Here is a 22,269-nt window from a genome sequence, read left to right on the forward strand (position 1 = left end):
CCGCAGGGCCGTTCCACATATGGCTTTGCGCCATGAGGAGGGTGTCATCATGGGACGGAAGAAGCATACGGTTGAAGAGATTGTTGCCAAGCTGCGGCGATGAAATGCTTCAATCGGGGTTCTAGGAAGGGTCGTCGCCCGCCGGGTGTCGGGCCAGATCACCCTCCGGCCCAGGGCGCCACCCCGGGCCAATCACAGGGGCCTACCCTCCGCATCCTGGATCGTATCGAAACCGGTCATGCGAGCGGCCGGCCCGCCAACCGGCGCACGATCCTGCGGAGCCACGCGACCTGCGTGGCGCGGGCTCGCAATCTGTCGCGCGCTGTCATCAGGACCGTTGCGAAGCGACCACGGGCGGTAATGGCCTCGTCGTAGCGGACCAGCGGCATCAGGGCGTTGGCCCAATCGTCCTTGTAGGCCTCTTCGCCGACGGTAAAGTCGAAAACTCGCAGGCCGTCGTCGAAGGCCTGGCGCAGCAGAGTCTCGGTCATGAGGCGTCCGGTACTGAAACGGCGCCAGCCGTCCGCCTCCCATCCGATCAGGAGGAGATAGAAGCGGCTGCGATAGACGAGGCCGAGATGCGCTGCCACGGCCGTGCCCGAGACGTTGAGCGAACTCCCGTGGATTCGCCCCTCCGGAAGGTCGATCCGGGCCATGGCGTCGTAGAAATCGGAGAAGGCCGGGACGGCGAACCAATCCTTGGAGTGGGTCTCACGCCATCGCCGCGACTTCATCCGCTTCAGCGAGACGATAAGCGCCCGCATGCCGGCGTCATCGTCGGCGACGACGAAGGCACTGGGTCCCACTTCGGCGAGTCGGCGGCGACAGCGCTGGGTGTCGGCCCAGAATCTCGGGCGCAGGGTCCCTGTCAGCGCTTCGTATCTGTCCGGGAACGTCACGCTTCGCGCTTGCCCGGCAGCGTTGACGCCCGGCAAAAGGGCGAGGGGATTGGGCACCCGCTCCCCGGCCGCTCCCTCGGGCGGGTCCAGGGTTACGGGCATCCGTGTCAGGCAAACGACGTCGTGGGACGGCAGGGCGGCAGTGATCCGGCGCCACAGAGCTTGCACGGCCGTGGCGTCGAGGCTGCGGGCGAAGTCGGGATCGATAGCGGGCGCGTTGTAGTCGGTGACGATCCCACCGAGAAATTCCAACGTGCGCAGGCCGTTCCGCCGAGTGATGCCGAGGGGCAGGACCATTTGGATGCGCGCATCTGCCATCACGACGATGGCGGGTTCTATGTGAGCCTGTGCGCCGAAGGTATCGGCCCAGGCCTGGAGCCAAGCGTGACGCGCGAAGGCGTAGCCCGCCAGGCCAGGCGTCTCGAGATCCGTGGCAGCGGCGCGCACCGACGGATAGATGCGGAGGGTCAACTCGTCCATCAGCGATGCCCCTTCGGCATTGTCCATCAAAGCAGCTTGCCGGCGACCTGCGCGACCTTGAGCCGGCGCGCGCCCGTATCGGGAGCGTTGCGCAGGCGCGCGACCGCCCAGAGGGCGCCGACCAGCCTGAGTTGCACCAGACCATGCGGCGACCGGGGCGGTCGCGGCGCACGTACAGGTCGTAATCCTCGCCCCCCGAGCGACTGAGGCGCGGATCGAACGGGTCGGCCTTGGGAAGACAGGTATTGCGCCGCAAAAGCGAGTTGCCGGTGCCGATCCAGCGGTCGCTCGCCTGCGCGTCGTAGCCGATACCCAAGGCGGTGCCGCTGGGCTGAGGGGGCCGGCGTTCGTAGGTGCGGCCGCCAGCCGTCAGGCGGCGGACTTTTGCTCCCCCCAATGCCGATATCCATCGACGATCACTGATGCTCCGCCTCGCGAAAAGGCGTCCTGCTGATCGACGGTTTTGCCGTAACAGCAGGTACGCTGGCGGCGATGGATTCATCGGATGGGCCTGACCGACAGACGCCCGACCGCAGACTGATCGCAACGCCGCACGCGATCGTGGGCCCGCATGTTCAGCACCTCCAACGTTCGGGCTCGATCCCATAGGGGCGCTCGGGACTGAGCCGTGAATCGTACCAACGGCTAGCAAGCAGTCGCTCCTCGAGCCCAGCCAACAGGCCTGTCCGGTCGACTGGAAGAATGAGGCCGGGTGCCGGTTTCCACACCGTTCGTAGGTAAGGCGTGACCGCAACGAACCGGGCGTTGTGGACCGCGTCGAGTCCGAGACGAATCATGAGCTCGTCGGAGGTCAGGGCGTCGCCGCTCGTGCGGAGGACCCGTTGCAGGGCCGAGATCCGGATGACGACGTTGGTCGGTGCGGCAACGTCGACACAGCGCTGGGTATGGATCTGCCCGTGATAGGAGCCGTCGAACGTCCGGCCGAGATTTGGGTCGAGCACCGTCCCGTCCGGGCAAAAGAACGCCCCGGACCACGTGATGAGGGTTCCCGTGGCATCGGTGAGCAGACCCGAGGCGACGTCGAGGCGCTCGTCCCACAGGGCGAGGGCCGAGAGCTCCAGCAGATCGGCCTCAACGGGTGACGCCCCGGTATGCAGGTACAGCCATTCGGCGTCCGTGCTCGCAGCGGCCCGCAACACAGCCCCGCCGTCTCGCCAAGCCTCCTCGACACAGAGATTCATGACGCTGTCGAGGGTGCGCCGTGGTCTCAGCGACCACATGCCGGTGTGCTGGCCGCTCTCGTTCGAACGCACGGCGACATCGCCCGACCGCCCGCGTGCCTCGACCAACCGATCGAGGACGAACTTCTGTGAGGCCACCGCTGCAGGCTTGTCCCCGGTCTCCGCCGAGGCCGTCGACCCGGGATTGATCCGCCAGGCGTAGAGCAGTTCCGGCACATGCACGGGCTCATGCCCGACGGCCCAGGCCCGGCCGATGGCATCCCAATCGTGGCACCAGGTCGCGCGATCATCGCTGTACGCGTCGATCTCGACGAGGAAGTCGCGCCGCCAAGCCATGAGATGGGTCTGATAGCAGCAGTTCGCAGACAGAAACGGATCGAAGGCGGGTTTGAAGAACGGGCTCGCCTTGGCGGAGGCGGGATTGGACTTGAACTCGTCCGAGTAGAACACCCGTGCCTCGGGGAAGCGCTCGATCCAGTGCGCCATCACCTGGAGCGCGTCGATGGTGAGGTAGTCGTCGGCGTCGAGGGGTACGAGGATCTCGCCCTCGGCCGCGGCGAGCCAGGTCCGGTTGGCGCCGGCGATGCCGGTGTTCGCCTCGTGCCGGATCACCCGGGCATGGCCCGCGGCCTCGACCTTGGCGAGCCAGATCAAGGTATCCTGCCGGGTCGATCCGTCGTCGACGATGACGATCTCGCGGTTGGTGTAGGTCTGCAATAGGCAGGATTGCAGCATTTCCTCCAGGAAGGCGGCCGGCTGGTCGTAGACTGGCACGCAGAGCGTGAACCGGATCGCGCCGGAGGTTGGGTAATGTCGGATGCGCCAGGCGATATGGCGATCAAGCCAATTCTCGAACGCGGCCGGGTCCGTCTCGACGGGGGCCCGCTCGGGCCGAAGCAGCACACGGTAGGTCGGATCGCGCTGGTCGAAGCCCGGGTTGAAGTACGGGTCGCGCAAGCCCGGCCAGCGGGCGTAGAGCGCTTCCTTCTCGCAGCGATAGGTGCCGGTCTTCGAGGCACTCTCGTAATGATAGACCCGCACGCCCGGATCGACGACGCAGGTGCGGCCGGATTCGCGCAGGCGCAGGCAGAAATCGACGTCGTTGTAATTGAGCGGGAAGCGCTCGTCGAAGCCGCCGAGCGCCTGATAATCGGCGCGGCGCACGATGGCCATGGCCCCGGTGACGCCGAACACCTCGCGCCGACACTGCAGGAGATTGCCCGTGGCGCCGGCATGGCTCGGGGCGACGAACAGCCCCGCGTGTGAGGGCCCCTGTTCGAGGAGGATAACTCCGTTGTGCTGAACGGTGCCGTTCTCGAACAGGCAAAGGGGGCCGATCATGCCGACATCCGGATGCGCGAGCAGGAAAGCGACGAGTTCCTCGCCGCCGCGCGCCGTCACGGCCTCGACGTCGTCGTTCAGCAGGCAAACGAATTCACCCGCGGCGGCGGCGACGCCGATGTTGAGTTTCCGCGCGATGTTGAGGGAGCGGTCCTCGTAATGCACCAGGCGAATACCCGGCGTCTCGGCGAGTTGCGCGTTCTGCTCATCGGAAAGATCGCCGTTGTGGACGATCACGTATTCCCGGTTCGGATAGAACTCCGTGTTCTCGAAGCTCCGGACGCAGTTCAGGATCAGATTGATGCGCCGGTCCCGCACCATCCTGGACCCCGCCCCCGTGGGAATCACGTAGGACAGAAGTGGTGCCGCGGCCGGCAGGGTGTAGTGCGTGCGCCAGAATCCATCGCCGAAGCCGGGCGAGACGGACGCCTCCGGATCGCGCTGCCGGGCGAATTCGAGGAGCGACGCCTCCTGGCGCCCGACGCTGTAGGATTTCGTCGTCATCGACGTCGCCGTCGAGGTCGGCGACGCGCGCCAGACGTAGCCGATCACCGGCACGTGGATCGCCTTCTCGACATGGCGGGAGGCGCGCAGGACGAAGTCGTAATCCTGAGTGCCGTCGAAGTCCGGCCGGAACGCGCCCACGGTCGCGAGAAAGTCCCGGCGATAGACGGAAAGGTGAGAGAGATACATGGTGTTCTCAAGAAGAACCGGCGACCAGCCGGGCTTCAGAACCACGTCGTAGAGTTCGCCCGTGTCCGAGATCTTGCACTCGTCGGTGTAGACGAGGTCCGCTTCGGGCTCGGCCTCGATCGCCTTCCAGATCGCCTCGAACACGGTACGCGGCAGCAGGTCGTCGTGATCGACGAGCGCGACGTGCGTCCCGTCGGCCTCGGCGATGGCGCGATTCGTGCCGCCGGCAATGCCGAGGTTGCGCTCGGCGAACACCACGGTGACGCGGGGATCCGCGGCCGCGATCCGGCGCAGGGTTCGCAGCGTATCGGGCCGCTCGGATCCGTTGTCGACGATGATCCAGCGCCAGCCGATGTAGCTCTGATTCAGCAGGGTCTGAAAGAGTTCCTGGAGATAGGAAGGCTCGGTGTTGAAGGCCGGCGTCACCACGCTGGGGCGAAACGCCGGGTCCGACAGGCCGGCGGTGGCCTCTGAACGGGTGGGCTCGCACAAGTCGCGCAGACTAAGTTGCTGACCGATCCCGCGGGGGTTCAGGGGTGCCTCACGTCCCTCAAGGGTTCCTGTCCGCAACCAATGCACGAGGGGATTGATCGCGCTGGCGCGGACATCGGGGTAGCGCTCCAGGTAGGTTTGGCCGTGGAAGAACAGCGACGGCTCGCGCTCCTGGAGGTGCCCGCTCGTGAGGTAATGGGCAATGGGATCCATGCCGTCGGCGGCGACGTCGGGATAGGTGCGCAGATAATAGCCCACATCGAACAGGCCGCTTCGGGCGACGAGTTCATAGTCGGAGGCGATACCAGCACCGGGCGGTAGGGCGCCGCGCAATGGTGGCCGCCGCCCCTCGACGAGGCCGACGCGTACCCAATGCACCAGGGGCGCGGTATCCACAGCATCGGGATAACGGGCGTGGTAGCCACGTCCATCGAAGAATTCCGACGGCTCGCGTCCCTCACGAAAACCCGAAGTGACGTAATGTGCCACCGGATCGAACCCAGCCGCGGCGACGTCAGGATTTTCGCGTAAGTAGTAGGACCGGTCGAACAATCCGCTGCGCACCGCAACGTCATAGTCCGAGCCGATCCCGGCTCCGACGTCGGTCAGGGCGCGGATCGGTGCGTCGCGACCTTCACCCAACCCGATACGCAACCAGTGAATCAGGGGCGCGATATCGGCGAGGCCTACGTCAGGGTAGCGCGCGCGGTAACCACCTCCGTCGAAGTACCCCGAAGGCTCGCGATTCTCGCGAAAACCCGAAGTTAAGTAATGTGCGACGGGATCGAGGCCAGCCTCCGCCACATCTCGATTCTCCCGCAAGTAGTACGCTCGATCGAACAAACCACTTCGGATCGCGATGTAGTAATCGGAGCCGCCTTCCGGCTCGGCTATCCCGCTGTGGAATGGAGCATCGCGGCCTTCGGCCAAACCGATGCGCAACCAATGAATCAGGGGCGCAGTGTCTGCGAGCCCAACGTCGGGGTAGCGGGCGCTGTAACCACACCCGTCGAAGAACCCAGACGGCTCTCGGTTCTCTCGAAAACCGGAAGCGAGGTAGTGAACCACCGGATCGAGACCGGCTTCGGCAACATCCTTGTTCTGCGAAAGATAGTATGCACGATCGAACAGCCCACTTCCGTTTGCCAGGGCATAATCGGAGTCGTGACCTGGGCTCGGTAGGACGTGGATCGGTGGATGACGCCCCTCCGTACGACCGATACGAAGCCAATGGACGAGCGGGGCCATGGCTCCCGCCGCCACATCGGGGTAGCGTGCACTATAGCCACGTCCGTCGAAGAACGCGGACGGCTCACGATTCTCGCGATAACCTCCCGTCAGGTAGTGCGCCACCGGATCCAAACCGGCCTCGGCAACGTCGGCGTTCTGCGTGAGATAGTATGCCTCATCGAACCAGCCGCTGCGGGCCACAAGATCATAATCGGACCCAGGACCGTGCTGTCCTGACGGGCCAACGGCTACGGGTGCGGAACGGCCTTCGTCGTGACCAACTCGCAACCAATGCACCAGTGGATTCACGCCCGCCGCTGCGATCTCGGGATGCCGGGCGAGATACGCGGCGCCGTCGAAGAATGCCGAGGGCTGAAGCCCATCCGCATGGTCGCTACGCAGGTAGTGAGCGACGGGATCCAACCCGGCTGCGGCCACTTCCGGATAGGTTCTCAAGTAGAACGCGGCATCGAACAGGCCGCTACGGGCGACAAGATCGTAATCGGTCCCGGGGCTGACGCCTTCGCTACTTCGGATCGGTGCAAAACGGCCTTCGTGAAGTCCAACGCGCATCCAATGGACGAGCGGGGCGAGATTGCTTGAGCGGACGTCAGGATAACGTTCAGCGTAGGTCTGGCCGTCAAAAAATTCAGACGGCTCCCGTCCTTCAGAGAAGCCGTTAGTGATGTAATGGAGGATCGGATCCATGCCGCTGTCCGCGACATCGGGATTCGCCCTCCGATAGTAGCCGACGTCGAACATCCCGCTCTGGGCAACGAGCGCGTAATCGGTACCCGGCCGCGCAAGGGTCGGAGCGGTGCGGACGGGCGCTACGCGTCCCTCGGCGCTACCGAGGCGCAACCAATGGACCAGAGGATTGATGCGCGCGTCGCGAACGTCTCTGTTCTGGGTGCGATAGCGGGTTCCATCGAAGAATGCCGATGGTTCGCGTCCGTCGAGATATCCGAATTGGAGATAATGGACGATGGGATCTTCCCCGGAGGCAGCAACGTCCGGATTGGCCGCGAGATAGTAGCCGATATCGAAAAGACCGCTGCGGGCGACCAAGGCGTAATCCGACCGGACTTCACCAGAGATCGGCGACCGACCCATGCGTACGGGGGCCGGCCTCCCTTCAGCTGCACCCGAGCGCAACCAATGGACGAGAGGGTTGATACCCTCGCTCTTGATCGCGGGGTCCGCCTCCCGGTAACCCGTACCATCGAAGAACGCTGAGGGTTCACGCCCCTCGACGAAGCCGATGGTGAGATAATGATGGATCGGATCCGCCCCATTCTCGGCGACATCCGGGTTCTCACGGAGATAGTAGCCCCGATCAAACAACCCGCTGCGTGCAAGAAGATCGTAGTCGGATTGAATCGAGAGGTCGCTGTCGTGCCGCGTGCGGGTGCCGAACAAGGCTTTGATTGATTTCATTACGTCAGAATGTCCAGCAGTCGCACGGTTGAACTTCCAGCCGCCGGGACCCGCCTGCCCCCGAACAACCAGCAATGACGATACCCCTACGGCATCGTGACGATTCCGCGGGATGGGATGGCACCCCCGCGCGGATCGATCACACATCCTACCCCAAGCGGGCGTGGCCGCAGCCTAATGCATAGGCATTTTTCATCGTCCGTTGGTTGTCAAGCAGAACGCAGCGCTCACTTCTCTGGGGGTACAGGGTGGGTCACGCCAGAATCAATGGCCTTATGACCATACAGTCACGTAGCCGACCTCGCATCCGTCACCGCGGTCACCGATTTTCGCCATCGCGCATATCGAGGATACGCGTGCGGCCGTCATCCACAGACGCATCGTGCGATCGCCTGTCCGCGACGGAGACCGTGTCGGCCTTCGGCAGAACGGGCGCAGAGGGCGGTGCGAGATCCAGCCCGAGGAAGTAGCGGGCGAAACCGATCCGAGCGGCTTCCGCGTCGGGAAACGGGCCGAGCGCACCGAGCCCACCAATCTCTTCGATGATCACATAGAGCCCATCGGCACGCTGTTCGTGACGCCAGTTCTCGTGAAACAGATCGCCTGCCATCGCCCCAACCCTTTCTGCCCTCACGCGGCGCAGCCTCCCTGCAGGTTCGAAGCTCCCTGCTCCTCACCTCAAGAGGCAGAGAAAAGGACCGAGGCGGCTGCGCTTCCGCCCCTGCATACAGGGTGGTCATATCGGTATCCGTTCGCTCGGCACGGCGCCGGGCAGGACCATTCGTCCTGAGACCCATGCCGGTCCACCGAGATCGAGGTTGGCAGCGATGACGCCCCACAGCGTCAACGGTAAACTCAGTCCGGCATCGGCGGCGCTTCCGCGGGATCGAACATCGGATCGCGCGGTTCCGGCGCTGCCTGCTCGCGGACACGACGACGCGGAGTCGGACCCGTCGTACAATTGCTGCAGATGGACGAGGTCGCGCGACGAACGCGATCGTCGAAGGCCTTCTCGCGGACCTTGCGCTCCGCCTCGGCGCGATCACGCCGCGCCTGCGCTTCCTCCGATGACGTGGACGGCGCGTCCGGCGTGGCGGTTTCGAGCCGAGGCGCGGACGGCCTCGGCTTATGAGGACTCGGATCGGGTTGCGCCGAAGCACCCAAGGGTAAGCCTGTCAGCAGGCCCGCGACCAGAAGGACAGCACGCATTTCCGTAAACCTCACGCTGCCGGGACCCGTAGCATATCGGACATTCGACGTCGCCGAGGGGCCGGCATAAACCGCCGTCGCATCGGCAAGACTTGCCGGGGCGCAGCGCCGTACGGGACGAACGATACGACCTAAGCCATTGATTTTCCGAGACAACACCGACGGCATACGGATTGCTGACCCAGGTATGACCGATCTCGCGGACCCCAAGGCCGACCATGGACATTTTCAGTGCGCTACAAACCGCGGTGTCGGGCCTCCAGGCCCAGTCGTACTCGCTGAACAACATCTCGGGTAACATCGCCAACTCGCAGACAACCGGGTTCAAGCGGGTCGATACGAACTTCGTCGACATGATCGCCGAGCAGCCGTTGAACAAGCAGGTCTCCGGCTCCGTCGGCGCCTTCTCACGGTTGACCAACACCATTCAGGGCGGCTTGGTTTCCACCGGGATCGACACCAACATGGCCCTGAGCGGGCAGGGGTTCTTCACGGTTCAGACGAAGACCGGCGACGCGGCGGGTCAAGCCAGCTTTTCCGCAGCCCAGTACTTCACCCGCCGGGGCGATTTCAAATCCGACAACCAGGGTTATCTCGTCAACGGGGCCGGCGGTTACCTGACCGGCCAGAGTCTCGACCCCCGGACCGGACAGACCACCGGGACCGGCCCCATCAAGATCTCGACGGCATCGCTTGCCGCCAAACCGACGACGAGCATTGCCTACGGCGCCAATCTGCCGATGACGCCGTCGACCAAGAATGCCGTCGCGGGCAATGCCGACTCGGCACTGCTCAAGACCCTGACATCCGGGGCCTACACCCCCGTTCTCACCGATCCGGCGGCCCCCGCCCTGGGAACGCCGATCAAGGGAAGCGATGCCACGAAATTCCTCAACGACACCCTCTCCGGGGGTTCGCTCACCGCCTATACCGATTCCGGCGCTCCGATGACCGTTCAGATGCGTTGGGCCAAGGTCCAGAACGGAGGCGCGGCCACCGCCGCCGTGACGGCCGATCCGACGGCGACGCCACCCATCGCCGCTGCGCCGGCCAAGCCCGCAACCGATGACGTGTGGAACCTGTTCTACCTCGGCAACTCGAATGCCGGCGCCGCGGACGACGCTTGGCAGAACGTCGGCCAAGCGTTCACCTTCAAGAGCGGCCAGCTCACGTCGCCGACCGCCCCGATCATCCCCGACCTTACCGTCGACGGGGTCAAACTCAGCAATGTCGGCCTCAACATCGCCGCAGGCGCCCTGACCCAGTACGCCACCAGCGAAGGAAGCGTCCGCACCGACACGGTGCAGCAGGACGGCTACGCGTCGGGTACCCTGACCTCGCTCTCGGTCACCAGCGACGGCAAGATCACCGGCACCTATTCCAACGGCAACTCGGCGGCCCTCGCCCAGGTCGGGATCGTGCAGTTCAAGAACGCCGACGCCCTCAAGGGCGACACCAACGGGACCTACACCCAGACCCTCGATTCCGGCGCGCCGATCTCCGGCCTCAACGGATCGTCCGTCGTGGGTGGCGAGATCGAACAGTCGAACACCGACATCGCGGCCGAATTCTCGAAAATGATCGTCACGCAGCAGGCCTACTCAGCCAACACCCGCGTGATGTCGACGGCGCAGACCATGATGAGCGACCTGATCAATATCATTCGCTAACATCGATATTAAGATGAAAACGAAACATCAACCATCCAAGTCATCTTTCTAGGAACGCCGCCCCTGCGAACGTTTTCTGCCTCACTTTCCAGAGCAGATTAGGGACGCAAGGGGCACCCGGCCGCAGGACGAACACCCTGCACGCCCGCTTCAGGACCTCGCGCGAGGGGAAGGCCCGAATCGATGTCGCTGAACGCGATCAACACCGCCACGGCCGGCCTGCAGGCGATGCAGGCCCAGATCGGCGTCGTTTCGCAGAACATCGCCAACGTCAACACGGTCGGCTACGTCAAGCGTGTCCAGTCCTCCGTTGCCCAGAACGACGGAACGGGCATCAACAGCGGCGATGTCTCGCGAATTCTCAACGCCACGTCGCAGAAACAACTGCGTTTGGAGAGCTCCGGCGCGGCCTATACGAGCATTGCCGCCAACGTGGGGACGCAGCTCGATGCGCTCTACGGCGTTCCCGGTTCGAGCACATCCCTCGATGGGGTCCTCAACGGATACACGCAGTCCCTCCAGGCACTCGCCAACGATCCCACGGTGAGCTCCGTACGCGCCACCGTAGCCAGCAACGCTGCGACCCTCGCGAGCCGGATCGGCACCATCGCCAACGGCATCCAGACCCTGCGCACGGGGATGGAATCGCAGATCGCCAGCGACGTGAAGAGTGCCGGTTCCCTGCTCAGGTCCATTGCACAGCTCAACGTGAAGATCGTCGCCGCCAACGGCATCGGTGCCAGTCCCGATCTCCTCGATCAACGCGACCAGGCCATCAACCAGCTCGCCCAGTACATGGACGTTCAGGCGACCCAGGTGGGCGATGGCTCGATCACGGTGATGACCCAGTCGGGCGTCACCCTGGTCGATCACGGCGTTTCCGCATCGCTCGGCTTCGACAGCCGCGCGGTGTTGAGCCCCGAGGCCCTCTATTCCACGGAGGCAGGCAAGAGCGGCGTCGGCACGATCACCGCAACGACACCCGGTGGCGCTCGGATCGATCTCATCGCCACGGGCGCCCTGCGCTCGGGCTCCCTCGCGGCCGCCGTGACCGCCCGCGACGACACCCTGGTCCAGGCACAGCGCCAGATCGACGAATTGGCGGCCGGGCTGGCGCAATCGACCACGGACAGGACCGTTAGCGCCGCTGCGAGCACAGGCATCGACCTAAACGGGTTGAAGGCAGGCAATCGGATCACACTGGGTCTCGCGAACGGTTCTCAGATCGTTCTCGTCGCCTCGGACACCGGGACTGCTACCTTCCGAACTGGCGATATCGATGGTTCCGCGCCTATCGCCTTCCGAATGCCCGGTGCCCAACCCATTGGTACGATCAACGGCGATGCGACACTGGCAGCGAATATCACAGCCGCCCTGCAACCGAATTATGTCGCGTCCGTCACGGCGGGCAAACTCACGATTGCGCTTGGCACAACGCCGGTGGCAGGCACGGCATCCGTGACCACACTTGGCGCGACCCTCACCATCCCGTCCGCCGCGAGCGAAACGAAAGCTCCCAGCAACAATCCCGAGATCGCTCTGTTCGTCGATTCCGGCCGGGCCAACGGCCTCTACACAGGCAGCTTCGACGGCGGCTCCCAGCTGACGGGCTTTGCCCAGCGCATCGCCCTCAACCCGGCGATCAAGGCCGACACCAGCGCCCTGGTGCTGTCCTCGGCGACGACCCAGTCCGGCGACGCAACGCGTCCGCAACGGATTTTGGACGGGCTGATCACCCGCCCCTACACCTTCTCGGCCGCTTCCGGCATCGGCGGCGTGCGGGCGCCCTTCACCACCAACGTGGCCGACTTCGCCTTGCGCATCATCGACGCGCAGGGAGCGAACGCGGCGTCGAGCCAGAGCCTGGACGAAGGGCAGCAGATCGCCCTCGCGACGGCGCAGAGCCGCTTCTCCAGCGAATCCGGGGTCAAGATCGACGAGGAGATGGCCAACTTGATCCAGCTCCAGACCGCCTACGGTGCCAACGCGCGGGTGCTCACGGCCGCCCGCGACATGCTCGACACGCTCCTGCGGATCTGAGCCGTGGTCCCGCCCAACGTCGTCCGTCCTCCGTTCCCGGGATCGCGCCCATGACCATCACGCCCTTCGCGGCCGGCAGCTACACCACCACCTTGAACACGCAGCGCCTGCTCGCGACCAAGGACAAGCTCGACACGCTCACCACCCAGCTGACCACGGGCCGGGTGGCGGAGACCTATGGCGGCTTGGGTGCCTCCCGTACCACGAGCTTGAGCGCACACGCCCAGGTCGCGCGCCTCGATGGTTACGCCGCCAGCATCACCGGCGCCCTCAACCGCATCACGCTCGGTTCGGCCAGCCTGCAGAATCTGTCCAAGGTCACGTCGACAACGGTGAGCGGCATCGCCGAGGGATTGACCAACACGAGTTCGTCCTCGGCCCGCGACACCACCCGCCAGACGGCTGTGGCCAACCTCGACCTGTTCGTCGATACCCTGAACCAGAACTACGCCGGAACCTACCTGTTCGGAGGGCGCGCCACAGATACGCCACCCGTCATCTCAGCCGACGAGATCCTCAACGGCGACGGCACCAAGGCCGGCCTCAACGCCATGATCGCCGAGCGCAAGGCCGCCGACGGGATCACCGGGACGGGAAACCTCAGCATTCCGGCCACCGGGACGGCGGCGGTCACGGTCTCCGAGGGAGCGAGCGCGATCGGACGCGCGAATTTCGGGTTCACCCTGCTGGGCATCGACAGCTCCAATAAGGCCGCGTTCAGCGAAAATCTGGACGCGGCCAGTGCGCCGAGGGTGGCTCTCGGTTTCGGCACGCAGCCGACGGACGGCGATGTCGTGCGGCTCAGCGTCAACCAGCCCGATGGCAGTCAAGCCTTCGTCGATTACACGGCGCGGACAGGCCCCGCCCTCGGAGCCAACGAATTCCTGATCGGCACCGATAGCGGCGCCAAGCTGAAGTTGGCACTCGGGCAGAGCCAGATGGCGGCTCCCGCAAGTCTCGCCGCGCAACCCGTCGACGGCGCGTCGGTCCCGGTGACCATCGTGCAGCCCGATGGTACTCGAACCGTCGCAATCTACACGGCACGCACGGTCGCAACGGGCGCGGCCAACGAGTTCGTGATCGGGCCGGACACGGCCGGAAGCTTCGCCAGCCTGACGATGGCCGTCGGGGAAAGGGGGATCGCCGCCGCCCAGAGCAAATCTCCCCCGGGCGTGACCCTGGCCCTCTCGGGCGGTACCCCTGCCAGCGCCTCCCTGACGGTCAGCGCCGTCACGCCGCCCAAGGACGGCGACACCATCACGCTGACCCTCGGCCTGCGCGACGGCACCCCGACGACGATCACGCTGACGGCCAGAACCGTCGCGGACAGCAAGGATCCTTCGGTTTTCGCCATCGGCGCCAGCCCGGAGGCGACGGCCCTGAATATCCAGAAGGCGCTTTCCGACACGGTGAAGACGAGCGCCGGTACGACGCTCGCGGCCTCGTCCACCGTCCTGGCCTCCAAGGACTTCTTCGCGGGCTCGAAGTCGGACGCGTTCGCCCCACGCCGGGTCGACACCGCCACCGGCGGCTTCTCCACCAATCCAGCCGGCAAGACGGTGATCTGGTACACGGGCGACGAGAGCCTCGCCGATCCACGTGGCACGGCAACCGTCCAGGTCAGCAGCGGCCAATCCATCGGCATCGGCGCGCAGGCCAACGAGGCCGGCATCCGCAACGCGCTGGCGGGCATCGCCGCCCTGGCGAGCGAGAGCTTCGCCAGCACCAAGGAACCGAACGACACCACCCTTTCGGCCGCGGACCGGACCTTGGCGTTGAGCGAACGGAGCCGTTACACCGCCTTGACCGACCGTGTCCGCACCGTTCTCACATCCAAACAGGACGATCAGGGCATCGCCCAGATCGCCACCGAACTCAGCCTCGCCGCGGCCCAGATCACCAACGCCAAGGCACAGAACGGCGCCACCAAGGCGCAACTGCAGAACACCCTCGCGGGCACGGATTCGATCTCCACCGAAGAAGTCGCATCCAAACTTTTGGCCATGCAGAACCAGTTGCAGGCGAGCTATCAGGTGACCTCGATGCTCTCGAAACTGACGCTGGTGAACTACCTGTCGTGAGCGACTGGGTCGGGCCGGCCTTTCTGGCAGGCTTGGTTCGCTTCGGCATTCACGGCTCGGGTCGCAGGACTCGCCCCGCACATCGGGCCCTTGCGGTATCGCGGGCCGCCGGTCCGGTTCGCGCGATCCCGGCGTCGATCGTTCTGGACCCGGGCGGCGTTCACATCGGAGTTCGCAACAGGCCGCACCTTACCGGGGCTTCGGATCCAAGGGTGGAAACGGGCGCGGTCGCGCCGCGTATCGTCGTTGTGGCTGCGTCACTCGCCCCGACAAGACCGGTTTGCGCAAAGCGCGATCCTGCATCCATGCCTCCGGTCGGAAACACGACGCAGTCGTGACCCGTCGCACCCAACGCCGAGATGGGCGCGACAGGCATCCCTCCTGGATGGTCGCGGGGAGGTCGTAGAGCGCCTCGGACTGACGGAGGCTTTCCGGTCGACCGAACGACGCCTGCATCCGTATCGTCGGCGGCGCGGCGCAACATCGGACCTCCTGCAGGAGCCGTCCCTTGCCCGGTGGGCTCGAGTGATCGACTCTGCGCCGCACCTCGATGATGTCCAGGGAGAACGAGAGATGGAATCGATCGGCCGGGATCTCGCCGAAATGCAGCGGGTTCCCCTCGCGGCATCGCATATCGCAGCTCTTCGGGCCGTTGGGGTCGAGCGGCATTACCCGGCCGGGAGGTTCCTGGCACGTGCTGGCGAACCCGCTGATCGATTCGTCTACGTCGAAACGGGCGAAGTCGAAGTGGTGAACCCATTCACGGACGAGCGCCATCTTCCGTCGACACTCGGGCCGACGCAGTTCATGGGCGAGATCGCGTTCCTGAATGGCGGCAACTGGTCGATGCCGATGCGGGCGGTGCGGGATACCAGCGTGATCGAGGTGCCGCGACTGGAGATGCTGCGGCTGATGTCCGAGATCCCCGAAATGTCGGATATCGTCATCACGGTGCTCGCCGCCCGCCGTCGGCGGCAACTCGACACGCGGGACGGCACCTTGGTCCTCCTCGGCGAGGACGACGACCGGGCGGTTCGGCGGATTGCGGAATTCATGAGCCGCAACCGCCTGCCCTACAGATCCTACGCGCTGGCAAGCCCGGAGGCCGATGCCGTGGCGCGAAGCTGTTCGATTGCCGTCGACAGGCCTGCCGTGATCTTCGGACGCGACATCGTCGTGACGGAGCCCACATCCGACAAGGTCGCGCATCTGCTGGGCCTCAACCACGACCTCGTCGACGACGAGGCTTTCGACGTGCTCATCGTCGGCGGTGGCCCCGCCGGCGTTGCAGCCGGCGTCTATGCGGGCGCCGAGGGGCTGCACAGCCTGGTGATCGAGGATGTCGCGATCGGCGGCCAAGCCGGGACATCGAGCCGCATCGAGAACTACATGGGATTTCCGACCGGGATCTCCGGCGCCGATCTGGTCTGGCGCGGCGAGGTCCAGGCGATGAAGTTCGGGACGCGGTTCGCCATGCCGCGCCGGGTCACCAGACTGGATCAGCTCGAAGACGGAGCGTTCTGCGCCACGTTCGAGAACGATCAACGGGTTCGCGGCCGTGCCGTGGTCGTTGCGACCGGTGTACAGTACCGGCGCCTGCCGATCGATCGGCTCGAAGCGTTCGAGGGCGCCGGCGTCTACTACGCGGCAACGGAAATCGAAGCGCGTTACTGCCGGAATGCCGAGGTCATCATCATCGGCGGCGGCAATTCAGCCGGTCAAGCGGCGATGTTTCTCAGTCGGTCGGCCAAGCATGTTCGCCTCCTGGTGCGCGGACCGTCGCTCGCGGCCTCGATGTCGCACTACCTTTCGAGCCGTCTGGAAGCGGACCCGGCGATCACGATCGACTACGGCACCGAAATCAGCGCTCTCCATGGCGAGCACCGTCTCGAAGCGGTCACCACCCGCAGCGTTGTCGATGGAACTCTGCGGACGAGCCCGGTCTGCGCCGTCTTCGTGATGGTGGGGGCCGCACCCAACACCGGATGGCTCTCGGGCCTCATCGAACTGGATGGCCACGGCTTCGTGCTGACCGGAGACGCGATCGGGGCAGGATCACCTTACGCGACGTCACATCCCGGAATCTTCGCGGTGGGCGACGTCCGCGCAGGCTCGGTCAAGCGTGTGGCCTCGTCCGTGGGCGAAGGCTCGGTCGTGATCTCCAAGGTCTGGGAGTATGTCCGGCACTGACGGCGCAGAGCTTCTCAATGGGAATGAGACATCGACGGCTCAGCGACGCCCCGGAACGTGGCGCTGCGACGAACCCACCGGCCAGGACAGCTGGCTCGCCTATCCGCATTCGGTCGCGCGATGGGGTCTCGGGAGGTCGCATGCCTCAGCACGGGCCGATCGCATCGTTCGCTCGACCGGGTGCCTGGATGGAGGGACCGAGCACCGGCAGAGCGACCTCATTCCGAAGGCGCCCGATGTCGTTCACCCGCAAGCATTGTCGCCTGAGAAGCTGTCGTCTCCCGGTCCCGTGCTGGAAGGCTTCAAGCGAACCGCCATAGCCCCCGTGAGCGATCGACTACACTTGAGCGAAAAACTTCGTGCCGGCCACACCCGTGATGGTGAGGGCGATGAAGGCCATCTGGGTCGCATTCACTTTCTCGCCGAAGACCAGCGCGCCGAACACGACCACCCCGACGGCGCCGAGGCCGGTCCACACTGCATAGGCCGTCCCGGCCGGCAGACCACGCATGGCAAGAGCCAACAGGCCCATATTGACGAAACTCAGGACGATCGGGACCGACGAGGTCGCCCAATCTCCCCGCACAGCCGCCCATTTGAGGCTCAAGGCCCAAGCGATTTCCGTGGCCACCGCCACGCTCAGAATGACCCACGCCATGGGGTGACTCTCCGATGCGGGCTCGAAAGAAAACGCTGCAGCCGGAAACCCGGAAGAGGCCGAACAGCTCCGCCGAGCACCGGGGCCCGACCCATCGAAGGCGATAGACTTAGTGCACCGCAACATTCCTGTCGATGCCGCAAATCGAGGCATCGCACCTCACCCCGTTGCCGCATGGTTGGGCAATCGAGCGTCTTCAAACGCTGCGTCGGTTGACGGCCCGAATGCCGATCCGCGGTAGGACGCCGGATTAATCCATTCTGGTCTGAAGCCACGTTGTGCCCCTGCGCCTTGCGAGAAACCTTCCATCGACGGCTGCAGGCGACCGATCGAGCGTCTCGCCACCCCGGGATCCCGCGCGACACATCGTCCAAAGAAGCAACGAGAGCCATCGGACCCACGGCCCATGCCTCCCGTTCAATCGATCGCCCGACCACTACCGAGCAGCGAAAAGGTCGCGTAACGCATCGGGCGCGCGGGGGATTTCAAATTATCATATGATAATGCATCGGTATCACGCACATCTAGAAACGCTTCCAGCGTCGGCGGAGCAATAAGAGTGGCGGGTGCCTTGAAGAGCAGAGCGCTCGCGCCACAAGTGAAAGGCGAAGTTGCTATGCACCCGGTTTCCAACAACGCTCCCATGACCATGCTGCTGCGCAAGCTCGACAGCATCGCCACCCTCTCGAATGAGGAGCAGGAAGCCGTTCGCAATTTGCCGGCGCGGACGCGGACCCTCGAGCCCGGGCAGGATATCGTGCGGGAAGGCGACAAGCCCTCGCAATGCTGCCTGGTCCTCGAAGGCTGGCTGTGCCGCTACAAGATCCTCGGCGAGGGTCGCCGCCAGATCTTCTCGTTCCACATTCCCGGCGACACTCCCGATCTGCAGAGCCTCCACCTGCCGGTGATGGATCACAGCCTCGGCACCGTGACCGTGGCCACGGTCGCGTTCATCCCGCACGACAGCGTCCGTGACCTGACCCTGCGCTTCCCGCGCCTCGGGGCGGTGCTGTGGCGCGACACCCTGATCGACGCGGCGATCTTTCGGGAATGGATGACCGGCATGGGCCGCAAGTCGGCCTATGGCCGGATCGCSCACCTGTTCTGCGAGATGTACCTCAAGCTCGAAGCGGTGGGCCTCGCCGGCGATCACCGCTGCCCCCTGCCGATCACCCAGACCGAACTCGGCGATGCGNCACCTGTTCTGCGAGATGTACCTCAAGCTCGAAGCGGTGGGCCTCGCCGGCGATCACCGCTGCCCCCTGCCGATCACCCAGACCGAACTCGGCGATGCGCTCGGCCTCACCACCGTGCACGTGAACCGCACCCTGCAGGAGATGCGGGGCCAGGGGCTGATCACCCTGCGCAGCAGCACCCTGGTGGTCAACGCCTGGAACGACCTGTGCCGCTCCGCGGAGTTCGATCCCACCTACCTCCATCTGAAGAAGCAGGCTGACGGATGAGCCTCCACCTCCAGCCTGTGCAGGTCGCGACGGGCAGCAACGATACCGAGAGCCATCTCGTGTTCGACGATGGGTTCCTCGTGGCGATCCTGGTTCACCTGTGCGAGCAGCACGGGTCGGACGCCGGCCGGTGGTTCCTCGAAGCCGGATTCGGCCGCGTCGACCACCCGAACCCGCCGACCTTCGCCAGCCTCGNGGCGGCCGACGAGCTGATGCCGGAGGCGATATGGGTTCCTCGTGGCGATCCTGGTTCACCTGTGCGAGCAGCACGGGTCGGACGCCGGCCGGTGGTTCCTCGAAGCCGGATTCGGCCGCGTCGACCACCCGAACCCGCCGACCTTCGCCAGCCTCGGCGCCGCGCAGGACTGGATCACGCGCCGCCTCGCCACCACCGACGATACGACCTCCTAACTCGGGAAAAACGAGCGTTGTTCGGCCCCTCGAACGCCCGGAAGACAACGGGTCATCGGGCGCTGAACGCAAGACCCACAAGGTGAAAGCCCTGGTTGGCCCCGAAGTGTCCGACGGTGTCATCCCGAAAGGCCGAGGGCGAGGGCGAGACGTTCGCGTGCCCGGCTCACCCGGCTCTTCACGGTACCGACCTGACACCCGAGCACCATCGCGGCCTCCGTGTGGAGCAGGCCGTCGACCATCACGAGCAACAGGGTCTCGCGTTGCTCCGGCGGGAGGTCGTTCAAGGCGAACTGTAGCTCGGCGAGGGCAACGCGGTGTTCCTGCTCGGGCGGCGCGGAGACCGAACCGGCGATGACGCCGTCGACGTCCTCGACCTCCCGGCGGAAACGCTTGCGCTGGTTCAGATGGATGTTGCGCAGGATCGTGAACAGCCACGCGACGAGGTTGGTCCCCGTGCGGAACTGGGATCGGTGCTCCCATGCCCGCATGAGGGTCGCCTGAACCATGTCGTCTGCCTCTGCGGCATTGCCGGTACGGAGCAGAGCGAAGCGTCGGAGACGTGGCACCACGGCGATGAGTTCGTCGCCGAACGCCTTCGTGACCTGACGTTCGGCCTCGGCGTCGAGCAGGGCGGCTCGCAGACGTAGCAGAACTCGGCCGAGCCTCGTATCGGCATCGACCGTGTTCACGCTGGGAATGAGTTCGTTCAGCCGTGCCCCGATCTGATCTTGGACATGACGGGGCAATCCTTCGCTCGGCGAAGGTTCGTCGGTGACGATGCTTGTCAGCATTCTGGGGAGGAGTCCTTGTTCGGGATATCAGCCCTGGCAGACTGCCCCTCTACGGTAGATTCTACCGGGCCGGTTCTGGATGATCGTTCACATTCACGTCAATGATCCAGATATACCGGTCTGCGGCCCTCCCGGCCCGGAACCGTCCGTCCACGACCGCTGTTACGGCCTGGCTTGAATCGAGCGGTACGGAAGGCGGTGGGACGTGGTGGTTGCCGTCGACAGGCATGAGCTTCGGCAGATCATCGCCGGCCTCAGCGAGGGCGTGATCCTGGTCGAGCCCGACCAGACCATTGCCTATGCCAACGAGGCGGCCCTCGCGATGCATGGCGCGGAAACCATCGGCGAACTCGGCGAGACCGTGGACGATTATCGTGGGCGCTTCACACTGCGCTACCGCAACAACCACGCTCCGAACCAATACCCCATGGAGCGCGTCGTCTCGGGAGAACGTTTCCACGACGTCATCGTCGAGGTGACCCGAACGGACCGGCCAGAGGTCGATTTCGTGCACTCGCTACGCAGCCTCGTCGCCACCGACCGGGAGGGCAATCCGAGCTGTCTGGCACTCATCCTCAAGGACGTCTCGGAGCAGTTCGAGGCGGAGGAGCGCTTCGAAGCCACCTTCAACGCCAATCCGGCACCTGCAGTGATCTGCCGGCTGTCGGACCTGCGTCACGTCAAGGTGAACCACGGTTTTCTGGAGATGACCGGTTATACCCGCGACGCCGTGATCGGCCGCAGCGTCTACGAGGTCGACGTGCTGGCAGGCGCCCGCAGCCGGGATCTGGCGATCGCCCGGCTCAATACCGGCGCCACCATCCCGCAGATGGAGGCTAGCCTCGATCTGCCCGATGGCAGTTCGCGCTTCGTCATCGTCGCCGGCCAACCCATCGAGTTCGGCGACGAGCCCTGCATGCTCTTCACCTTCGCCGACCTGGAACTGCGCCGCAAAGCGGAGAAGGCCCTTCGTCAGAGTGAGGAGCGCTTCGCCAAGGCGTTCCACCTCACTCCCGTGCCGACCCTGCTGGCACGGGCCGAGGGATTCTCCATCACCGGCGTCAACGAGGCCTTCACCCGGGTGTTCGGTTACAGCGCCGACAAGGTCACGGGACGTACGCCCGCGGAACTTGGTCTCTGGGTGCACGACGCCGCACGAACCCGGTTCGAGACGGCGGTGGCGCGCACCGGCTATGTCCTCGGCCTGGAGGTCTGCCTCCGGCACGAAGACGGCACCAACTTCGATTGCCTCGTCTCGGCCGAGCGCGTGGAGATCGGCGACCAGACCTTCGCCCTTCTGGTGCTGCAGGACATCACCGAGCGCAAGCGCACCGAGCGGGAGCTTTTCGAAGCCATCGAAACCGTCATGGCCGACACCTCCTGGTTCAGCCGCGGGCTCATCGAGAAGCTCACGACCCTTCGCCGGCCGGCGAGCGAGACCCGTGACGCCGTCGTTCCGAACGTGACGGGTCGCGAGCGCCAGATCCTCGACCTCATCTGCCGAGGACTGGACGACGATGGCATTGCACAGAGATTGGGGCTTTCGCGCAACACGGTCCGCAATCACGCCGCATCGCTCTACCGGAAGCTCGCCGTCCACAAGCGCTCGGAAGCCATCGTGTGGGGTCGCAACAACGGGTTCCCGATTTCGGAGGCTAGCAAATAAAAACTGCCTTACCAGTATATTTGCACCATTGCTCACGGGCCACGGCGGACCACTTGAGGGACGGGTTCGCACCGGACTTCGCGAAGCCAGTGGAAGCCAGTGCATGCGGAAGGCGATATAGATTTCTTCGTAGATGGAAGGCTCGGAGAACGAAGCCGCCGGAGCATCGGCGCTCATATCCGAAGTCGTGGGCGAGAAACCTCTCAGTAGTCACTACCGAAGCTCGAACTGAAACCGAACATTGCCGTTCAAACGTAGCTTCGCTCGCACGTTACAGCCGACGAACGTCATCGAAACGAGAACAGGAACATCA

At 64.9% G+C, this 22,269-nt stretch carries 15 protein-coding genes; 9 read left to right on the plus strand and 6 right to left on the minus strand.

The features are described from left to right. Nucleotides 1–236: 236 nt before the first annotated feature. Both ASF27_RS03955 and ASF27_RS21425 read right to left on the minus strand, forming a co-directional pair. Nucleotides 237–1,379 carry a GNAT family N-acetyltransferase gene (locus ASF27_RS03955; protein WP_056357937.1) on the minus strand — a complete coding sequence of 381 codons (1,143 nt, stop codon included), beginning with the start codon at nt 1,377–1,379 and terminating at the stop codon, nt 237–239. Between the two features lie 575 nt (nt 1,380–1,954). Then, nucleotides 1,955–5,911, minus strand: coding sequence for a glycosyltransferase (locus ASF27_RS21425; protein WP_210166260.1), 3,957 nt, complete (start codon nt 5,909–5,911; stop codon nt 1,955–1,957). A 699-nt stretch (nt 5,912–6,610) separates the two neighbouring features. On the opposite strand from ASF27_RS21425, the gene ASF27_RS22820 reads away from it, so the two are divergent. Beyond that, entirely contained in the window at nt 6,611–6,940 is a 330-nt protein-coding gene (locus ASF27_RS22820; protein ID WP_210166261.1) for a hypothetical protein, read from the plus strand. Nucleotides 6,941–8,093: 1,153 nt separating this feature from the next. Here the strand turns inward: ASF27_RS22820 and ASF27_RS03980 are convergent. After that, nucleotides 8,094–8,384 (minus strand): hypothetical protein, encoded by a 291-nt coding sequence (locus tag ASF27_RS03980; protein ID WP_056174657.1) that lies wholly within the window; start codon nt 8,382–8,384, stop codon nt 8,094–8,096. A 245-nt stretch (nt 8,385–8,629) separates the two neighbouring features. Further along, nucleotides 8,630–8,983 carry a hypothetical protein gene (locus ASF27_RS22060; RefSeq protein WP_156368857.1) on the minus strand — a complete coding sequence of 118 codons (354 nt, stop codon included), beginning with the start codon at nt 8,981–8,983 and terminating at the stop codon, nt 8,630–8,632. 218 nt (nt 8,984–9,201) lie between these two features. Here ASF27_RS22060 and ASF27_RS03985 point away from each other — a divergent pair, with 218 nt between their 5' ends. The 4 genes from ASF27_RS03985 (at nt 9,202) to ASF27_RS04000 (ending at nt 16,964) form a co-directional block, all read left to right on the plus strand. Then, nucleotides 9,202–10,653 (plus strand): flagellar hook-basal body complex protein, encoded by a 1,452-nt coding sequence (locus ASF27_RS03985; protein ID WP_056303404.1) that lies wholly within the window; start codon nt 9,202–9,204, stop codon nt 10,651–10,653. Between the two features lie 183 nt (nt 10,654–10,836). Continuing rightward, a complete protein-coding gene (gene flgK / locus ASF27_RS03990) occupies nt 10,837–12,693 on the plus strand; it encodes a flagellar hook-associated protein FlgK (RefSeq protein WP_056357952.1) in 1,857 nt (618 codons plus the stop codon). A gap of 50 nt (nt 12,694–12,743) precedes the next feature. Continuing rightward, nucleotides 12,744–14,774 (plus strand): hypothetical protein, encoded by a 2,031-nt coding sequence (locus ASF27_RS03995; RefSeq protein WP_056357956.1) that lies wholly within the window; start codon nt 12,744–12,746, stop codon nt 14,772–14,774. Nucleotides 14,775–15,347: 573 nt separating this feature from the next. Further along, the gene (locus tag ASF27_RS04000) at nt 15,348–16,964 is read left to right on the plus strand and encodes a cyclic nucleotide-binding domain-containing thioredoxin-disulfide reductase (protein WP_056357959.1); all 1,617 of its coding nucleotides are present in this window, start codon (nt 15,348–15,350) and stop codon (nt 16,962–16,964) included. A gap of 337 nt (nt 16,965–17,301) precedes the next feature. Here the strand turns inward: ASF27_RS04000 and ASF27_RS04005 are convergent, their stop codons facing one another. Next, nucleotides 17,302–17,622, minus strand: coding sequence for a multidrug efflux SMR transporter (locus ASF27_RS04005; protein ID WP_056174667.1), 321 nt, complete (start codon nt 17,620–17,622; stop codon nt 17,302–17,304). A gap of 643 nt (nt 17,623–18,265) precedes the next feature. Here ASF27_RS04005 and ASF27_RS22065 point away from each other — a divergent pair. The 3 genes from ASF27_RS22065 to ASF27_RS22075 all read left to right on the plus strand — a co-directional run. Then, nucleotides 18,266–18,817, plus strand: a 552-nt coding sequence (locus ASF27_RS22065) for a Crp/Fnr family transcriptional regulator (RefSeq protein WP_244480917.1), incomplete at its 3' end; no start/stop codon positions are given. A 16-nt stretch (nt 18,818–18,833) separates the two neighbouring features. After that, nucleotides 18,834–19,085 (plus strand): helix-turn-helix domain-containing protein, encoded by a 252-nt coding sequence (locus ASF27_RS22070; protein WP_244472898.1) that lies wholly within the window; start codon nt 18,834–18,836, stop codon nt 19,083–19,085. Nucleotides 19,086–19,322: 237 nt separating this feature from the next. Then, nucleotides 19,323–19,496 (plus strand): hypothetical protein, encoded by a 174-nt coding sequence (locus tag ASF27_RS22075; protein ID WP_156467446.1) that lies wholly within the window; start codon nt 19,323–19,325, stop codon nt 19,494–19,496. Nucleotides 19,497–19,615: 119 nt separating this feature from the next. On the opposite strand, the gene ASF27_RS04015 is transcribed toward ASF27_RS22075, so the two are convergent. Next, nucleotides 19,616–20,188: a sigma-70 family RNA polymerase sigma factor gene (locus ASF27_RS04015; protein WP_244480918.1), complete on the minus strand. Its 573-nt coding sequence runs from the start codon at nt 20,186–20,188 to the stop codon at nt 19,616–19,618. Nucleotides 20,189–20,495: 307 nt separating this feature from the next. On the opposite strand from ASF27_RS04015, the gene ASF27_RS04020 reads away from it, so the two are divergent. Beyond that, the gene (locus ASF27_RS04020; protein ID WP_056261668.1) at nt 20,496–21,956 is read left to right on the plus strand and encodes a PAS domain S-box protein; all 1,461 of its coding nucleotides are present in this window, start codon (nt 20,496–20,498) and stop codon (nt 21,954–21,956) included. The last annotated feature ends 313 nt before the right edge of the window (nt 21,957–22,269 follow it).

Source organism: Methylobacterium sp. Leaf102 (assembly GCF_001422425.1).
Classification (GTDB): domain Bacteria; phylum Pseudomonadota; class Alphaproteobacteria; order Rhizobiales; family Beijerinckiaceae; genus Methylobacterium.